Below are 17,387 nucleotides of genomic sequence, written 5' to 3' on the forward strand. Positions count from 1 at the left end.
CCTAAACGCGATGCTGTTCACCGAAATACTGCACCGCGCCCACCGGGTCTCCGCCGCCCTGCGGGCCGGCACCGTGTGGGTCAACTGCTTTTCGTCCGCGACCTGCGCGCACCCTTCGGCGGGGTCGGCGACTCCGGCATCGGCCGCGAAGGCGGCACCTTCAGCCGCGAATTCTTCACCGAACCCAAGGCCGTAGTCATGCAAATACAGCCAAGCTGACCCCCGACCGGGCCGCCCGCCGTGGCACACATAATCTGTTCTCCGTGTACTGAATAGTCGGCAGCGCCGGTCCAGGGATGACCTGTCGGTGGACCACCGTCGCGTCCAGGTCTATTGCGACAGCGACCAGTGCGACGCCCGAGGGTTGCCCTTAATCGGACAGTCGTGAGCGTTCGCGTGGCATCGGAACAACGACGGTGGTCCCGGCGGCATCGTGGGTGAGTTCGGTGATCACCGCTGCAAGTGTTCTGATCTTGGCTTGTAGTTGAGTGTTCTCGGCGGCCAGTTGCTGATTGTGATCGCGGGCGTGTGCGAGTTGGCGTTGCACGGCCTCGATGCTCGGGGCAACGGGTCCGCACCCGACCGCCGCCTTGAACTCGTTGAGTAAATCGCTGTGATGTTCGTAGAGTCTTTGCCGTGGTACGCCCGATTCGACCGCCAGTGCCACGACGGTGCGTGCACCGGTGCTCCGCTCGGCATGGTTGTCTCGTAGGCGGCCGATGGCGGCCTGAACCAGTTGGCGTTCCTCCTCGTTTCGGGCGGCGCTAACGCGCACGGTGGTCATTCGTTGTCCCCGTCCTGGTCTGGGTTTGGCGTCGGGCGGCTGGATTCGTGGTCCGCGAGGGTCTTCAGGTGCTCGATCAAACGCGTCTGAATGCGTTGTCGCAGCGGTTCGGGCAGTCCGGGCGCCGCCATGTCCTGCTGGAGTGCGCCGACGTGCTCGCGAAGGTTGACGGCATCGCGGTCGGTGCGGGCGGCGTTGACGCAACCGAGCCGGCACCGGGTCCAGGAGGGTTCATCGGAACTATCGCTGGGTGGCAGGCAGGCCGCGGTGGCGCGTCGGAACACGCAGGTGAGGACCGCGCCGTGGTGGATCTGCAGGGCGGGGTTCGATAGCGCGGCGTTGACCTGACCGGTGGTGGTCACCGTCAGTCCCGCAAACGTGCGTGCCCGCGCGATGCGAGCCCGGTATTCCTCGGCGGCCGGACCAGAGACGTGTTCACCGGCCTCGAGGCGCTGGGCATCGTCGTGGATGGTCTCAGCGCGGTGCAGAAATCGTTCGAAGGTGATGTCGTCGGGAAATCCTGAATCAGCTCCACCGGCATAGCCGTGGATCATTTGTGTGTGCAGGTGGCCGTATTGCGTTGCGCCAGCGATGGTTCCGCCTGGCCGCCGGACGATGTGCCATGCCAGGGTCCGTCGCAGGCGCGGCACTTGAATGCTGCCGTACGGATCAGCAGGTATCAGCGGATGATCGACTACCGGAGCGACCTCTTGGTTGAACCAGTCGATGAAACGAGTGATGTCGGTGTTGATGGAGCCGGGTGTTCTCGTACGGGTGGCCCCGAAGAGGAACCGTTGCTGGGAGCACACGCTGAATGCCGGGAAGAGCAGGTCGCTGACCGTGATCTGTTCCAAGACGGTGACGGCGTGGGCGGTTTCGTCGGTGACGACCCACGGGATCGTGGCAGGTGACCGCTGTCGGCGCCCATCATCAGCCTTCAACTGCAGCCCGGACATGAACGTCAACTCCAGCGTGGGGTCGCGGCTGATGCATCCGCGCCGCAGGTTCAGGGCCTCGCCGGTCCGCACACCCGAGAGGTAGGCGATCACGAGGAAACAGGCAACCGTGCGTTTCGGGTTGCGATCGCTGCCGATGCCCTTCCCCCGCAAGGTAACAAGGGCGCTAGCAGCCGAGTTCGCCGGCGGCGGCGATGATGATGTCGACGGCGGCCGGTACGGAGATGGCGAGGTCTTCGACGACTATGGGGATGGCGTCGGATGACGGGTGGCCGCTGCGGGTCAGTTGGCACACCTTGTGGCCCTCGGTGAGGATCTGGTCGCGGGTGAGTTGTGCCATGCGGGGTTCGATGCGTTGCAGGTAACTGTTCTCGTCGGCGGCGGCAACGGGTGCGAAGGCGACGGCGGTGACGGCGGTGACTAGAAAGCCCATTGCGAGTATGGGTTTCATTGGGTGGCTCCGACGGGTTGTGACGGTTGCGGCGAGTTGGGTTTGTTGTGTCGTTGCGGGCGGTGTGGCCACCAGCTGGCTTCGCGTAGGAGGGTGGCGATGGCGGGCACGGTGAGGGTGCGGACGAGGAAGGTGTCCAGTAGGAGGCCGCAGCCGATGATGAGTCCTGCTTGGATCATGATGGCGACGGAGCCGATCATGAGGCCGAACATGCTGGCGGCGAAGATGAGGCCGGCGGAGGTGATGACGGATCCGGTGTTGGCGACGGTACGCAGGACGCCGACGCGCAGGTTGGTGCTGGATTCCTCGCGTAGGCGGGAGACGAGCAGCATGTTGTAGTCGGCGCCGACGGCGACGAGGATGATGAACGCCAAAAGGGGTACCGGCCAGGCGATCTGGAGGCCGAGTATCCATTGGAAGAAGATGACGCCGATGCCCAGTGAGGCCAGGTAGTTCAGGACGACGGTGCCCAGTAGGTAGAGCGGTGCGACGACGGCGCGCAGCAGTAGGACGAGGATGAGTCCGACGATGACGAGGGTCGCGATGGCGAGTTGGGTGAAGTCCGACCACAGGAGTCGTTGGATGTCGGAGTTAACGGCGGGGAAGCCGGCGACGGAGACGGTGGCGTCGGCCAGGGAGGTGTTGGGGCGGGCTGCGTTGGCGACGTCGGTGATCTGGTGGGCGAGGTTCATGGCGTCGACGCTGTAGGGGTCGTTGCCGGTTTCGACGGCGAAGCGGGCTGTCTTGCCGTCGGGTGAGAGGAATTGCTTGGCGACGTCGGCGAACTGGCGGTTGTCGAAGGCGTCGCCGGGGAGGTAGAAGCCGGTGGCGGCGTCGGATCCGGTGGTGTTTCGTGCCGAGTTCTGCAGTTGGGTGGCGATCTGACTCATGCCCGAGAGCATTTGGATGTTGCTGTCGGCCAGTGTCTGCACGCCGGTGGCCAGTGCGCGTGACCCGGAGGCGAGTCGGCTGATTCCGGCTTGCAGGGCTTGGATGTTGGAGGCGAGGTCGGCGGGGTCGCCGAGTGAGCCGAACGCCTTGTTCATGGCCGCGACGGTGTTGCGGATGTCGTCGATGGTGCCGGTGACGGTGGCGTTGGTGGCCGGGTCGTAGCGGTCGCCGAGGGTGGCGATCTGGGTGAAGAAGCCGTTGTCGCGCAGGGCGACGAGGACTTGGACTTGGTCGCGGATCTGGGCGCATTCGGGGGTGGTGGCGCACCAGGGTGAGTTGTTGAGGGTGCCGACGAGGGGTTCGAGGGTGCTGATGGCGTTTTGGGTGCGTTCGGCGACGGGGCGGATGCCGGGGCTGGCTTGGATGGCGTTGTCCACGCTGGGTGCGGTGGCCGAGAGTTGTTGCAGTAGTGGTCCGAAGCGTTGCATGTCTTGGCGGGCGCTTTGTGCCTGGTTGAGGACTCCGGTCAACGGTGTGGTTGCGGTGCGGACGGTGGAGTCGAGTTGGGCGAGGCCGTCGGCGAGTCGGTCCGCGCCGCTGGTGAGTGCGTTGAGGTCGGCGCGGCGGGCGTTGCCGTCGGCGACGGCGTCGGCCATCTTGTTGCCGATCTGCCCGTTCTGCCAGGACAGTTGGGCCTGATCGAGGCGGCTGCCGGCGGGGCGGGTGACGCCCGAGACCTTGACCACGCCGCGGACCTGGGCGATGCGTGAGGCCATCTGGTCGAGGTCGGCCAGCCCGCGGCCGGTGCGCATATCGGTGGGGTTCTCCACGACGAGGAACTCGGTGATGACGATGTCCTTGCGGAAGTGCCGGTCGAGCAGTCGGTAGCCCTGGTTGCTGGCCGTGGTATCGGGTTGGCCCTTGCGGTCGTCGTAACTGATGGTGATCGTGGCCGCGGCTGCCGACAGGGCGAGCAGGATCACCAGGCTGGCGATGAGCAGCGGTACGGGGCGACGCACCACGGCGACGGCGACGCTGTTCCAGTAGCGGCGGGTGCGGTCGGGTTTGGGTTCGCCGATGCCGCGACGGGCGGCCAGGGCGAGCACCGGCGGGAGCAGGGTGACAGTGGCCAGGAATCCGACCAGGACGGCGACGGCGCAGGCGGGCCCAAGTCCGGCGAACACGCTCAGGGCGGCGAAGACCATTGTCAGGAAGGCCAGCGCGACGGTTCCGGCCGACGCCAGGATGACACGTCCGATGCTGGCGGTGGCGTGCACGACCGCGAGGTCGGCGGGCACGTCGGCGCGGCGCTGTTCGTGGTACCTGCTGATGAGGAAGACGGTGTAGTCGGTGCCGGCGCCGAGGAGGATCGCGGTCATGAACGCCACCGTGAACTGCGAGACCGGCATGCCGAGTTCCCCGAGCGCGGACAGGACACCGCGTCCGACGGCCAAGCTGAGAGCGATGACCAGCAGGGGCAGCAGCGCGGTGAACAGGGATCGGTAGACGATGAGCAGGATCAGTGCGATCAGACCGGCGGTGGCAATCGAGATGAACAGCAGATCGTGTTCGGCTGCGGCGATCTGGTCGCTGAAGGTGGCCGGCGGGCCGGTGACGTGTGCGGTGGTGTCCGATCGGTCGAACACGGCGTCGGTGATCGCGCGGACGGCCTGCACGGATTCGGCGGCGGTCGGGTCGCCGAGGGTGCCGGCGACCCCGACCGGTACATACCACGCCTTGCCGTCTTTGCTGAGGGCCTGCGTGCGGGTGACCTGATCGGCGAGCAGATCCTGGACGAGGAGCACGTGGTCGTGGTCGTCGCGTAGTCGCTGCAGCAGGGTGTCGTAGCGGGCGCGAGCGTCGGGGGTGAACCCCTCGGGATTCTCCATGGCGACGAAGAGCATCGTCTTGGAGCCCTCCTCGTGGAAGGCCGCGCTCATCCGGTCGATGGTCTGAAACGACCCGACGTCGCGCGGGATGAGGTCGACCGACTGCTGGCGCACCACGGTCTCCAGTTGCGGGAACAGCAGGGCCAGCACCACCGCCAGCGCGAGCCACCCGCCGATCACCAAAGCCTTGTGTCGAACGGTGAACGCGGCCAGGCGGCCCAGTCGCAGGCTGTACTCCGACGACTCGGTCGGGTCGGACGCACGGCGGCGGCCCGACACGACCACGCCGTCGGCCGATCGGTTCACCATGAGCGCGCCTCCCGAAAATGTGGGACTGAGAGTATCGTTACGATACTAGTAGTACCACACTTGCTCGTGAAGCCCTCGCCGCCCAATCGGTTCGCATGAGTCGATCCACGGGACGCCCATGAATTATGTTGCAGTAGCGTCATTTTCGTCGTCGGGCAGGTCGTGGCGCACCACGCGTACCCGGCCTCGTGGCAGGCACGCCATGTAGCCGTGGCGTTTGCCGTACAGCTCCCAAGACGTCTGACGCTCGTCGGGGTCGACGTCGATGCGGTGCCCGCGCGAGAAGCCCAAAGTGCAGAGTGCCGTCGTCGTCGCACCACGCGCGGGTGCACACCGCCCCGGCCAGATCGAGTAGCGGTCGCTCTTGCGCGGTCACGTTGTCGGGGTCGATCAGCACCTGTTCTTCCGGATGGGGGCCGAGCGGCGGCAGAGTGAGCCGCATCGGACGCGTGATGACCAGCTCGTTGTAGTCGTCGAGGTCGAGCACCAGGCCCTCGCGCAGGGACACGCGTTGGACGGTGCGGTGTTCGATCCACTGGGTGTGCATTGGTGGACTCCTTCGGCACGTCGTTGTGTCGATTTATGCTACAAAATGTAGCGTAGTGATACTACTAGTATCACTAAGTTGTGCAGCACGTCGTCGGCTGATCACTCCAACGGCGCGCTACAAGGGCCGGTACTCCGGCTCAGGGAGTGACCCCGTCGGGCGGCCAAGGAGATACGCCGTCTTCGAGTGGGACGTCAAGCGATTTCAAGAGCGTCGAGAACAGGGACCAGTTCGCAATTGCGGCAACAAGTTCCACCATTGTGGCGTCATCGCCCTCGAAGACGGCAACACACGCCGCCCAGCTCGCGGGCGAGATGACGCCGTCTCTGACGACGTCGTCGGTGGCACTGAGGACGGCGCGTGCGTCGGCATCGAAACGATCGGACCGCTCCCAGTCGCGCACTGCGAGCAGGTCCTGTTCGGGGATGTTGAGCAGGCGGGCGACCCGCCAGTGCTGGGTCCACTCGTACACCGAGTGCGTCGACCACCCGACGCGCATGATGATTAATTCGCGCAGACGGGCATCAAGTACGCCTCGGAACAGAAGGGCGTCCAGCATCCCGTGCAGCGCCACGGCAACCCCCGGTTGATGTAATGCGACGCGGAACACCGACAAGTCGGCGAACTCCGCCGGAAGACCGCACTCTCTAGCCTTCTTGCGCGCACTCCCGGCATCCATCGGTACAACGCGGGGACGTGGTGTCACGGTCGCCTCTCGGTCAGTCGGGGACGAAGACGTTGTGCAGTGCGGGGCTGGCGGCGGTCGTTGCGTCGGCGAGATCTCCGAGGACGGTGTCCAAGCCGCTGTAACCGACGATCCGTCGCGAGATCTCCTCGAACGGCCAGCGGCGGGAAGCCAGCACCTCGAATGCTCGTTGATATGCGGGGTAATCGACTCCGAGCGACCCGATGATCCGTAATTCCTTGTACACCACCAGATCCGGCTCGAAGCCGGGCGCTCCTCCGCCACCGCGTGTGCCCGCGACGACCACGGTGCCACCGACACGAGCCAGTGCGACGGCGTCGGCGAAGGCGCTCGGTGCCTTGGCGGTGACGTCGATGACGACGTCCGCGTGTCGGCCGCCGGTCGCGCGCAGAAGCGCGGTGAGCGGATCGTGGCCGGCGACGTCAACGGTGGTGTCGACGCCGAACGACCGCGCCATGGCCAGACGGGCGTTGTCGCGAGGACCGACTCCGGTCATGACAACGAAGGCCGCGCCGGCCTCCTTGGCCCCGACTGCGGCGCAGATACCCCGGATACCGCACCCCAGGATCGCCACGACGTCACCCGGTGCGGTACCGGGAAGCGTTGCGCCCCATCGGATGCCGGCTCCCAGCGGGTTGAACAGCGTGGCGTGAACGGGGTTGATACCCGGCGGTATCGGGAGCAGCATCGCATCCCATGGCAGTTCGACGTGGCTGGAGTAGCCGCCCCACAGGCCCGATCCAACGCACACGTCGACGAATCCGAACATGCTGGAGACGCCGTTGCGTTCGCAGCGCCGGTAATCCCCTCGACGGCACTCGTCGCATGCCCGGCAGGATCGAAACACCTCGACCGCGACGCGTTGTCCGGCGCGGACGCCCCAGCGTGCACTCGCCGACGCGCCAATCGTCTCGATGACGCCGACGATCTCGTGTCCGGGGATGAAGGCGAATCCAGCAGGTAGGTGTCCGCTGAACTGCTCGTGATCAGTTCCGCACAGGCCGCACGCCTCGACGCGGAGTATCGCGTTGTCCGGTCCGACGTCGGGCACCGGGATTCGGCGACGCTGGAGTGTTCGAGGACGCGCCAGGATCAGAGCCTCGGCGTTGGCGCGGACCTTAGGGTCTTTGACCGGCGCGTCCGAATGAGACATGAAATCGATATTGTCACGTCGGAATGGTCGCGACAACCGCCGACGCGAAACGCCATAATGGGGTGGTGTCCAACCCGTCTCTGCGCTGGGGAGCCTCGACCCCGCAGGATCGCGACTCGGCGCGCGACCGACTCCTCGATGCCGCCGAACGCTGCCTGGAGAACCGCGGCGCGGGCGGCACGACTATGGAGGACGTGGGCCGTGAGGCAGGGGTGTCTCGGGCCACTGTGTACCGGTACTTCCCCAATCGTGAGGCGGTGGTCTCCGGTGTGATCATGCGCGCCACCGAACGCTACCTCGTCCGCATTCGCCCGACAGTCTTCGCTCACGCCGATTTAGGTTCGGCCTTAATCGATTTCGTTGAGATCGCCGTGCGGGCGGCTCGACGCGAGCGATTCATCGGAATGATATTCGGCACTGACGTCGAGTTGGCCGGCGTCGGCCTTTCCGAGGGTACGTCGACGTCATTGTTCGAACTCGTCACCGAGTTCCTTCGACCCGTCTTCGCAACCCACTGGACGCAGCTGGCACCCGGCGTGTCCGTGGATGACGCCGCCGAGTGGATTCTCCGCACCATACTGAGCCTGCTCACGGTGCGCGGGCCGCGTGAGCGCAGCAGGGGCGGTTTGCGCAGCTATCTCGAAAGGCTCCTCCTGCCCGCGATCGTCGCGGGAGACGAGCGTAGCGTGGGGTAACACATCGAGCGTAGTGTCTCAACGACTCAGCCGTAATGAGGAGGCGTCGACATGCCTGTGAACTTCGCCGCGTTCGACGAACGCGTCGCCGACCAACTTAAGGACGCCGCAGTCACGGCCGGTGGACTCGCTGGGTACCTCGGGTTCCGGCACACCGAGTTCGTCGCCGGACGCCTGGTCGCCGAGATGGACGCGAGGGACGATCTGAAGACACCGTTCGGAAACCTGCACGGCGGGTGTTTGTCGGCGATGGTCGACCACTGCCTCGGTGTGGTGTTCTACCCGGTCATACCCGAGGGCTCATGGGTCGCGACGACGGAGTTCAAGTTGAACCTGCTTCGCCCGGTGTCCACCGGTACGTGCGTGGCCGTCGCCGACATCGTGGCCTTGGGCAGGACCAGCGGTGTTGCTCGAATCGACATCACCAACGACGGCCGCGCCGTGTGCGTCGCGCAGGGCACGGTGACCGTGGTGAGCGGTCGGACGACGTGACGACGTCGAGCGGTGCACGATGACCGCCGTGCTCGAACGGGTGAACACCGGCGACGGACTGACGCTGGCCGTCGAATGTTACCGCTGCGATGCACCGCGCGCGGCCGTGGTGCTCCTGCACGGCGGTGGCCAGAGCCGCCACGCCTGGGATCGCACGGCGCTGCGGTTACACGCGCGTGGTTTCAGCGTCGCTGCCTACGACGCGCGCGGACACGGAGACAGCGATTGGGACCCGGAGGGCCGCTACGACCTGGACCGCCTCGGATCCGATCTGCTCTCGGTGCGTGCGCAGATCGCCTCCGGACTCCCGGTAGTGGCGGTAGGTGCGTCTCTGGGCGGGTTGACGGTTCTCGGCACCCATCTGCTCGCCCCCTCAGACCTGTGGGACGCCGTGGTGCTCGTCGACGTCACCCCGCGCATGGAGATGCACGGCGCCCGGCGCGTGGTCGCGTTCATGGGAGCGCATCCCGACGGATTCGACGATCTGGAGGCCGCGGCGGAGGTCATCGCTGCGTACAACCCGCACCGGCCACGTCCGAGCAACCTAGAGGGCTTGCGCAGAGTGTTGCGGCAACGGGAAGACGAACGGTGGGTGTGGCGTTGGGATCCCGCGTTCGTGTCATCGAATCTCCAGTTCCTGCAAGCAAGGGGATCCGCAGGACGGCGCAGCGGAGTTCGAGCAGATGAGCAGCCTGCTGGTCGACGGCGCGCGGCGGGTGTCGGCTCCGACGCTTCTCGTGCGCGGGCTGCTGTCGGACGTGGTGTCCGAACAGACGGTCGACGACTTCGTCAAGTTGGTGCCGCACGCGCGCACAGTCGACGTGTCGGGTGCAGGCCACACGATCGCCGGTGACGACAACGACGCCTTCACTGCAGCGGTGCTCGACTTCCTCGACGACGTCGTCTGACTCTCGGCCGCTGGCCGACGTGACCGGCACTTCTGCACGTCTATTGTGCTCGCATGCCCTCGGAAACCCTGCGGATGTCGTTTCGCCGGCACATGCGCGACGAAGTCCTGCGCGCGGCGCGGGCGTTGACGATCGAGAAGGGGTGGGAACGCGTCCGCATAAGCGAGGTCGCCGCTCTCGTCGGTGTGTCCCGCCCCACGCTCTACAAGGAGTTCACCGACAAGCAGGGTTTGGGCGACGCACTGGTCGTCGCCGAGGGGCAGCGGTTCCTGGAGGGAATCCAGGCGGTACTGGCCGACCACGTCACTGATGTCGGAGGTGGAATCACGGCCGCGGTGGAGTACACGTTGAAAGAGGCCGAGGCCAGCCCACTGCTCAAGGCCGTGCTGACATCGAGTCGCACGGGCGAGGCGGATGGCGGGGCGACCGGGATGCTGCCGTTGTTGCCCACGTCGGCATCGCTGCTCGAATTGTCGTCGGCGGTACTGGTGACGTGGTTCGGCGAGCATTTCGCCGATCTCGACTCCGTGGACGTCGGTGAAGTTGCCGATGTCCTGGTTCGGCTCACCGTTAGTCATCTTGTGCTACCAGCAGGCGATGTCGGCACCACCGGCCGCAGAATCTCCCGTGTCGCGTTGCGGTACATCGGCGTGCCCTAGCTGACCGTCCGTACAGGTCGCGGATCCAATTGGGGCGTCGGCAATCAGCAGTACTTCGAGCGTCAGGTCCGCGCTGGCCCCAGGCCTGCGGCACTTCACTGCCGGACGCGTTGGGTCGGTGGGTCACGACATCAGGCGCAGCAGGCACACGTCGCGAATGCGGTGGGTAACGGTGGAGTCGAAATGCGATGCGACGTAGTCGGTGTCGAGTAGAGCAAGGGCCCGAGCGAAGAACGCGCTTTCACGCATGCCGAAACTCTCGTAGATGTCGGATGCGCTTCCGCCGCCGTAGGGTTCCCATCGGCGGACGAAGTCGATCATTCCGCGTTCGAATGCGTCAGTCGGGGAATGCGCTCCTGCGCCGAACGTCAGATTCATCGACGACCGGACGTGGGTGGACCGGCGGCGGCCGTCATCGCTAGGCTGCTGCACGTCTACTCCCCAGTTCTGCTCTCTCCGAGGCCGCTCGGGCGGGATCCGGCATAGCGATTCGGTGTCAATCTCCGGTTGCTGTCCTTCAATCCCCAATCCCCAATCCCCAATCCCCAATCCCCAATCCCCAATCCCACAAGCGGATGGCGGTGCCCTCATCGGCTCCCACAGTCGTTCGCGACCCGAAGGGGCTCCAATCGCACTTTACACACAAGCGATTAACGTAGCTATCTTGACAACACGGTCAAAATTGTAAACACTCGCTGAAGTCGCTGATCGAACCGGAGCGCCAGGAGTCACGATGCCGAACCTTCTCTCGCCGATGGACCACGTCAAGGAACGGCTGTCCTCGGTGGTACTGACGCCGGCACCGCGCGCCTTCGACGAGAAATGGCGTCAGTGGAGTCGCGACTGGCGTGCGAGAGAACTCGCTCCCGTACCTCCGGGAAATCGTCTGAAGCCGGTCATGGGCGATCCCGGTCTACCCCTTCTCGGGCACACGCTCGACTACATCCGATTCGGATCCGACTTCAGTCGTGAGCGGTACGAACGGTTGGGCTCGGTGTCCTGGATGGGTGCGTTCGGCACGAACATGGTCGTCATTGCGGGTCCCGACGCCACGCGCGAAGCGCTCACCAGCGAGGCGAAAGCGTTTTCGCAAGACGGCTGGTCCTTCTTGATCGACGCCTTCTTTCATCGCGGCCTCATGCTCATGAGCTTCGACGAGCACCTGATGCATCGGCGAATCATGCAGGAGGCGTTCACGAGACCCCGGTTGACCCGATACGTGGAGCAGGTGACTCCGCGAGTGGCGACGGAACTGCTCGCGTGGCCGGTTGGTCGATCCGTCAGGATCTACCCGCTGCTCAAGAACCTCACCCTGGACATCGCCACCGACGTCTTCATGGGGGGACGGGGCCGAGACGAGAGCCGCGCTGTCAACGAGGCCTTCGTTGCAACCGTCCGCGCGGCGAGTTCCATTGTGCGAGTCCCGCTTCCCGGCACCCGGTTCCGCGCCGGAGTGCGGGGTCGACGCCTGCTCGAAGACTACTTTGCTCGCCACCTGCCGGCTGCGCGCAGCGGTGACAGCGACGACTTGTTCGCGGCCCTGTGCCAGGCGAGTACCGAAGACGGAGAGCGATTCTCCGACGAGGACGTCATCAACCACATGATCTTCCTCATGATGGCTGCTCACGATACGTCCACGATCACCACTACCGCTGTCGCTTACTTCCTGGCCAAACATCCGGAGTGGCAGGACGCTGCGGCGGCCGAGGCCGACGCCCTCGGCGACGCACTGCCCGACATCGACGCGCTGGATCAGATGACGGTTATCGACCTGGTTCTCAAGGAGTCGCTGCGACTGCTCGCGCCAGTTCCCCTCGTCATGCGCAAGACCGTGCGCGACGTCGCGATCGACGGCTACCACATTCCGGCCGACACCATGTGCGCCGTCACACCCGCGGTGAATCACTTCGAACGGTCGATCTGGACCGACCCGGACAACTTCGATCCCTCCCGCTTCGACGAACCTCGTCGCGAGGATCAACAGCACCGGTTCGGATGGGTCCCGTTCGGCGGAGGCGTGCACAAGTGCATCGGAATGCAGTTCGGCACGCTCGAAGTGAAGGCCATCCTGCACCGAATGCTGCGTACGTTTCGATGGACCCTCCCCGCCGATTACCACGTGCGATGGGACAACACCTCGCTGCCCGTACCCGTGGACGGGTTACCGCTTGAATTGCGCCGCCGATGAGCACGGATCGAACCCGCTACCTCGAGCAGACCGAATTCCTGGATTGGGGTCACAGTGCCGTCGGGCGATTCGTCGCATCGGCGACCTGCGGAGCCACCGGCGACATCGCGAAGGCCGTCGGTATCTTCACCGCCGTTCGCGACACCATCTGGTACGACCCCTACACGGTGACCGACGATCCGGTGGCCTACCGCGCCAGCACCGTCGCCGCCTCCGAACGCGCGTACTGCGTCCCGAAGGCCGTGCTCCTGACAGCGGCGTGTCGCGCCGCGGGTATTCCGGCGCGTCTGGGTTTCGCGGACGTGCGCAACCACCTGCAAACCGACACCTTGCGGGAGCGCATGGGCGGTACCGATGTCTTCGTGTACCACGGTTACAGCCTCATGCTCCTCGAGGGCCGATGGGTGAAGGCGACGCCGGCGTTCAACCGAGAGTTGTGCGCTCGGTTCGGCGTTGCGCCAATCGAATTCGACGGCCGCAATGACGCACTCCTGCATGGTTTCACCGCTGACGGCGCTCAGCACATGGAGTACCTCGACGATCGCGGTGCCTTCGACGATCTGCCCCTGGAGGACATCATCGCTGCCCTGCGGACCCACTACGGCACGTTCATCGACCAGTCCGATCGAAGTCCCGACCTCTTCGCCTGAAAGGCAGATCCAGAAATGCAGAGCACCATGCAGAACGTTGCACTCACGATCCCGTCGATCGTGCGTCACGCCGTGGCCGTCCACGGTGACAGCGAAGTGATGACGTTTGACGGTACGGGTTTCCGACGAACCTCGTATCGGACATTGAGCAGTCGAATCGGACGGCTCGCCAATGCACTGCGCGACTTGGGAATCACGGCCGACCAACGGGTGGCGACGTTTCAGTGGAGCAATCAGGATCACATGGAAGCGTACTGCGCAGTGCCCTCGATGGGCGCAGTACTGCATACGCTGAATATTCGATTGACTCCCGAACAGCTCGCGTTCATCGCCAACGACGCCGAGGATCAGATCGTCATCGTCGACACGTTAGTGGCGTCGATACTCGCGCAAGCGCTGCCGGCGATGGCGTCGGTGCACACCGTCATCGCGGTAGGCGACGGAGCACTCGATCCGCTTCTTCACGCCGGTAAGACCGTCCTCCGCTACGACGAGTTGCTCGCCAGCCATGACGAGTCGTTCGACTGGCCCGAGCTCGACGAGCTGTCCGCTGCGGCGATGTGCTACACCAGCGGCACGACGGGTAACCCGAAAGGCGTGGTGTACAGCCACCGATCGACGTACCTGCATTCCCTCACCGCCTGCACGTCGAATGCACTGTCGATCGGGGAAGCCGACCGAGTCCTGGCGATCGTGCCGATGTTTCACGCCAACGCCTGGGGTCTGATCTACGCGGCCCTGATGTCCGGCGCGGATCTTGTGCTGCCGGACCGCCATCTTCAAGCGGCACCCCTGGTTTCGATCATCGAGGACAGTCGACCGACGATCGCCGGTGCCGTCCCGACGATCTGGAACGACGTCGCGCGTCTGCTCGACGCCGACCCGACTCGCGACATCTCGTCGCTGCGGCTCGTCGCCTGTGGCGGCTCAGCGGTGCCGTTGTCTCTCATGAAGACCTTCGACAACCGGTACGGTGTGCCCATCGTTCAGGCCTGGGGTATGACGGAGACGTCGCCGCTCGCGACAGTGGCCCAGCCGGCGTTCGGTGCGGACGAGGACCGAGCCTGGGAAATGCGAGCTACTCAGGGCCGACCCGTGTGCGGCGTGGAGATCCGGTTGCGCGACGACGACAGCGAGATCGTGCCCTGGGACGGCCAATCCGTCGGCGAGATCGAGGTCCGCGGCCCGTGGATCACCGGGTCGTACTTCAAAGACGTGGACGCCGATAAGTTCGACGACGGGTGGTTGCGTACGGGCGACGTCGGTCGCATCGATCCGGACGGCTACTTGACGTTGACGGATCGATCCAAGGACGTGATCAAATCGGGCGGGGAATGGATCTCCTCGGTCGAATTGGAGAACGCTCTCATCGGCCATGCCGCCGTCTACGAGGCAGCTGTTATCGGCGTTCCCGACGAGAAGTGGCAGGAGAGGCCCCTGGCGTTGATCGTCTTGCACGAGGGGGCACGCACCGACATCGACGAGCTCTGTGAATTCCTCAGCGGCAAGGTCGCCAAATGGTGGGTCCCGGAGCGATGGAGCTTCGTCGCCGAGATACCGCGTACCAGCGTCGGGAAGTACGACAAGAAGGTCATCCGTGCGAAGCACGCGCAGGGTGCCTACGACGTCGTCCAGTCCGTCTGACAACCGAGCTTTCACACCCGAACAATTGAAAGGACGTCATGGTCACCTCTCATTCGCCGTGGATGGATGCGGAACTCCACGAACTGCGCGACCTCGCCGCGAAGTTCTTCAACAGCGAGATAGCCCCTCACACAGAGCGATTCGCCGAGCAGCATCACGTCGACCGCGACCTGTGGAATCGGGCAGGCGATCTCGGCCTGCTCTGCATGTCGATACCCGTCGAATACGGCGGCGGAGGCGGCACTTTCGCGCACGAGGCGGTCGTGCTCGAGGAACAGGCACGTGTGGGTGACAGCTCGTGGGGCGCCGGCCTGCACAGCGGCATCGTGGCGCACTACATCCTCCACTACGCAACGGAGGATCTGCGTCGACAGTGGCTGCCCAAGATGGCATCCGGTGAGCTCGTCGGTGCCATCGCCATGACGGAGCCGGGCACCGGCTCCGATCTGCAGAGTGTGAAGACGAAGGCCGTGTTGGACGGTGACGAGTACGTCATCACCGGCTCGAAGACGTTCATCACCAACGGACAACAGGCCGACCTCATCGTGGTCGTCGCCAAGACGGACACGACCAAGGGCGCGGCCGGAATCTCCCTGCTCGTGGTCGAAGCGGATCGCCCCGGCTTCCGGCGCGGCAAGGTCCTGCACAAGATCGGACAGCGGGGACAGGACACCTCCGAACTGTTCTTCGACGACGTCCGCGTTCCGCGTACGCACCTGCTGGGCGAATCCGAAGGTCAGGGCTTCGTTCAGCTAATGACGCAGCTTCCGCAGGAACGTCTCATCGTCGCAGTGGGCGCGGTCACGTCAATGGAACTGGCGGTGGAGCTGACGCTGAAGTACACCCGCGAGCGCGAAGCGTTCGGGCGGCCGGTTTTCGGTTTCCAGAACACGAAGTTCACGCTCGCCGAGGCAGCTACTGAAGCGCGGGTGGCCAGGGTGTTCCTGGACCACTGCATCGAGCAGCATCTTGCCGGGCAACTCGACGTGCCGACCGTGGCCATGGCGAAATGGTGGACGACGGAGCGTGCGATGAAGGTACTCGACGATTGCATGCAGCTGCACGGAGGGTACGGGTACATGACGGAATACCCGATCTCGCGACTGTGGGTCGATCAGCGCGTGCAGAAGATTTACGCCGGCACGAACGAGGTGATGAAGGAGATCATCTCGCGGTCGCTCTGACGCAGTCCGTTCCGATCCGACGACGCGAGGTCACGTCTATGGCAGCCACACTGATCGAGTACCGACACGAATTCGCCGGACACTGCGGATCGGGAGCCCTGAGGGATCTCACGGAGTGGGCGGGCATCCATTTCGATGGGCGGCCGCCGGATGAGGGGCTCGTCTTCGCGCTGGGAGGCGCGCTCGACTTCTCGTACGCGAGGTCGTCGATGTTGCAGCCGCCCATCTACCTCGTCGGGAGAAGCACCGATCTCGAGGACGAATACCTCAGCCGGATGGGTGCGCGGTTCGAGGCGCGCGCTACCGATGACGCCGACCTCGGCTGGCAGTGGGTGACCGAACAGCTCGACGCAGGCACGCCGGTCATGGTGTGGGCCGATATCGCCGAACTGCCATATCTTCGTGCGCGCCTGAGCATGAGTCGTCATGACGTGGTCATCGTCGGATACGACGACGCGCGCGCAGTGGCCTACGTCGTGGACAACGATCGAGACGACGTGCAGGCCGTGCCGTACGAAAATCTGCGCCGTGCGCGGGCGTCGACGGGGTTTCCGATTCCGACGAGGCACACGACGTACATCGTCGAGTGGCCGACGTCAGCGCCCGACCTCCGACTGGCCGCCGGATCGGCCTTTCTCCGTAGCGCGGACGTGATGGATGGCGCACGTCCGACTCCGCCGATCGTGGCCGTGCCCTCGGGCGAGGTGGAGGTCACCGGGCTCGCGGGAGTAGCGGCTTTCGCTGAGGATCTGAAGGAGTGGTCACTGCTGTTCGGCGACGAAGATCTGGAGGCGGCACTGTTCGCTCTGAGTGCCTTCATCCAGAAGGCGGGCACGGGCGGGGGCCTGTTTCGGACGTTGCAGGCACAGGGCTGCCGGACGATAGCCGCAGCATTGGACTACGAACCGGCGCGCCGCGCGGAGCAGGCGGCATTGACCGCGTCGCGGCTGTGGACGAGTGTGGCAGGTATCGCATACGACCCGCAGACGGAGCCGCGCCGCAAAGCATCTCACGCGGCGACGCTCGCTGCCCGGCTGCCCGCAGCCGAACGGCAGCTGGTCTGCACACTTCGCGAGGCGGGAGAAGGCTTGACCTAGCCTCGTCGTCAGGGGTGTGGACCACCAGGACGGCGCGCTGTTTCACTCAACGCGATTCGCGCGGCGCCCGCGCCCAGCGGTGGGACCTGGGTGTGTCCGGCGTCGAACTCGAACCGCGGGCCGCGCGGTTTCCCGCTGCCGACGAGCCCTGCACAGAATCGTTACGGCCACCGTCGACGAGACG

15 protein-coding genes and 3 pseudogenes are annotated in these 17,387 nt (G+C 65.1%); 10 read left to right on the top strand and 8 right to left on the bottom strand.

The genetic code is table 11. From position 1 onward, the window contains the following. Positions 1 to 219 (top strand): annotated as a pseudogene (locus tag TX88_RS34060) (aldehyde dehydrogenase family protein); the annotation flags it as partial. A 151-nt stretch (positions 220 to 370) separates the two neighbouring features. Here the strand turns inward: TX88_RS34060 and TX88_RS31395 are convergent. From TX88_RS31395 to TX88_RS31425, 7 genes and pseudogenes are all read right to left on the bottom strand, one after another. Then, the gene (locus TX88_RS31395; protein ID WP_044524474.1) at positions 371 to 784 is read right to left on the bottom strand and encodes a hypothetical protein; all 414 of its coding nucleotides are present in this window, start codon (positions 782 to 784) and stop codon (positions 371 to 373) included. After that, positions 781 to 1,833, bottom strand: a complete 1,053-nt coding sequence (locus TX88_RS31400) for a hypothetical protein (protein ID WP_234793057.1) — start codon at positions 1,831 to 1,833, stop codon at positions 781 to 783. The genes TX88_RS31395 and TX88_RS31400 overlap by 4 nt, the downstream gene beginning before the upstream one ends. Before the next feature lie 73 nt (positions 1,834 to 1,906). Beyond that, entirely contained in the window at positions 1,907 to 2,191 is a 285-nt protein-coding gene (locus TX88_RS31405) for a DUF732 domain-containing protein (protein WP_131814150.1), read from the bottom strand. Continuing rightward, complete coding sequence (locus tag TX88_RS31410; protein WP_044524476.1) at positions 2,188 to 5,280, bottom strand: MMPL/RND family transporter; 3,093 nt, start codon at positions 5,278 to 5,280, stop codon at positions 2,188 to 2,190. Before TX88_RS31410 ends, TX88_RS31405 begins: the two co-directional genes overlap by 4 nt. A gap of 123 nt (positions 5,281 to 5,403) precedes the next feature. After that, positions 5,404 to 5,827, bottom strand: a pseudogene (locus TX88_RS33630) (DUF6188 family protein). 139 nt (positions 5,828 to 5,966) lie between these two features. Continuing rightward, positions 5,967 to 6,533 (bottom strand): carboxymuconolactone decarboxylase family protein, encoded by a 567-nt coding sequence (locus TX88_RS31420; RefSeq protein WP_044524478.1) that lies wholly within the window; start codon positions 6,531 to 6,533, stop codon positions 5,967 to 5,969. A gap of 13 nt (positions 6,534 to 6,546) precedes the next feature. After that, complete coding sequence (locus TX88_RS31425) at positions 6,547 to 7,686, bottom strand: zinc-dependent alcohol dehydrogenase (protein ID WP_044524479.1); 1,140 nt, start codon at positions 7,684 to 7,686, stop codon at positions 6,547 to 6,549. A gap of 23 nt (positions 7,687 to 7,709) precedes the next feature. Between TX88_RS31425 and TX88_RS31430 the strand changes: the two genes are divergently transcribed. The 4 genes and pseudogenes from TX88_RS31430 (at position 7,710) to TX88_RS31445 (ending at position 10,440) form a co-directional block, all read left to right on the top strand. Beyond that, a complete protein-coding gene (locus TX88_RS31430; protein WP_044524480.1) occupies positions 7,710 to 8,381 on the top strand; it encodes a TetR/AcrR family transcriptional regulator in 672 nt (223 codons plus the stop codon). Between the two features lie 51 nt (positions 8,382 to 8,432). Beyond that, complete coding sequence (locus tag TX88_RS31435; RefSeq protein ID WP_210743151.1) at positions 8,433 to 8,873, top strand: PaaI family thioesterase; 441 nt, start codon at positions 8,433 to 8,435, stop codon at positions 8,871 to 8,873. A gap of 28 nt (positions 8,874 to 8,901) precedes the next feature. Then, a pseudogene (locus tag TX88_RS31440) lies at positions 8,902 to 9,781 on the top strand (alpha/beta fold hydrolase). A gap of 92 nt (positions 9,782 to 9,873) precedes the next feature. Next, positions 9,874 to 10,440 (top strand): TetR/AcrR family transcriptional regulator, encoded by a 567-nt coding sequence (locus TX88_RS31445; RefSeq protein WP_044524812.1) that lies wholly within the window; start codon positions 9,874 to 9,876, stop codon positions 10,438 to 10,440. 123 nt (positions 10,441 to 10,563) lie between these two features. Here TX88_RS31445 and TX88_RS34065 read toward each other — a convergent pair whose 3' ends face one another. Beyond that, complete coding sequence (locus TX88_RS34065) at positions 10,564 to 10,872, bottom strand: hypothetical protein (RefSeq protein WP_131814151.1); 309 nt, start codon at positions 10,870 to 10,872, stop codon at positions 10,564 to 10,566. Between the two features lie 301 nt (positions 10,873 to 11,173). Here TX88_RS34065 and TX88_RS31455 point away from each other — a divergent pair, with 301 nt between their 5' ends. The 5 genes from TX88_RS31455 (at position 11,174) to TX88_RS31475 (ending at position 17,203) form a co-directional block, all read left to right on the top strand. After that, positions 11,174 to 12,628 carry a cytochrome P450 gene (locus TX88_RS31455; RefSeq protein ID WP_044524482.1) on the top strand — a complete coding sequence of 485 codons (1,455 nt, stop codon included), beginning with the start codon at positions 11,174 to 11,176 and terminating at the stop codon, positions 12,626 to 12,628. Beyond that, positions 12,625 to 13,278, top strand: a complete 654-nt coding sequence (locus TX88_RS31460) for a transglutaminase-like domain-containing protein (protein ID WP_044524483.1) — start codon at positions 12,625 to 12,627, stop codon at positions 13,276 to 13,278. The genes TX88_RS31455 and TX88_RS31460 overlap by 4 nt, the downstream gene beginning before the upstream one ends. Positions 13,279 to 13,305: 27 nt before the next feature. Further along, complete coding sequence (locus TX88_RS31465; protein ID WP_109774466.1) at positions 13,306 to 14,922, top strand: fatty acid--CoA ligase; 1,617 nt, start codon at positions 13,306 to 13,308, stop codon at positions 14,920 to 14,922. 62 nt (positions 14,923 to 14,984) lie between these two features. Next, positions 14,985 to 16,106: an acyl-CoA dehydrogenase family protein gene (locus tag TX88_RS31470; protein ID WP_409365908.1), complete on the top strand. Its 1,122-nt coding sequence runs from the start codon at positions 14,985 to 14,987 to the stop codon at positions 16,104 to 16,106. Between the two features lie 38 nt (positions 16,107 to 16,144). Next, a complete protein-coding gene (locus tag TX88_RS31475; RefSeq protein ID WP_044524487.1) occupies positions 16,145 to 17,203 on the top strand; it encodes a BtrH N-terminal domain-containing protein in 1,059 nt (352 codons plus the stop codon). The last annotated feature ends 184 nt before the right edge of the window (positions 17,204 to 17,387 follow it).

Origin of the sequence: Mycolicibacterium septicum DSM 44393, assembly GCF_000455325.1 — a bacterium.
Lineage (GTDB): Bacteria > Actinomycetota > Actinomycetes > Mycobacteriales > Mycobacteriaceae > Mycobacterium > Mycobacterium septicum.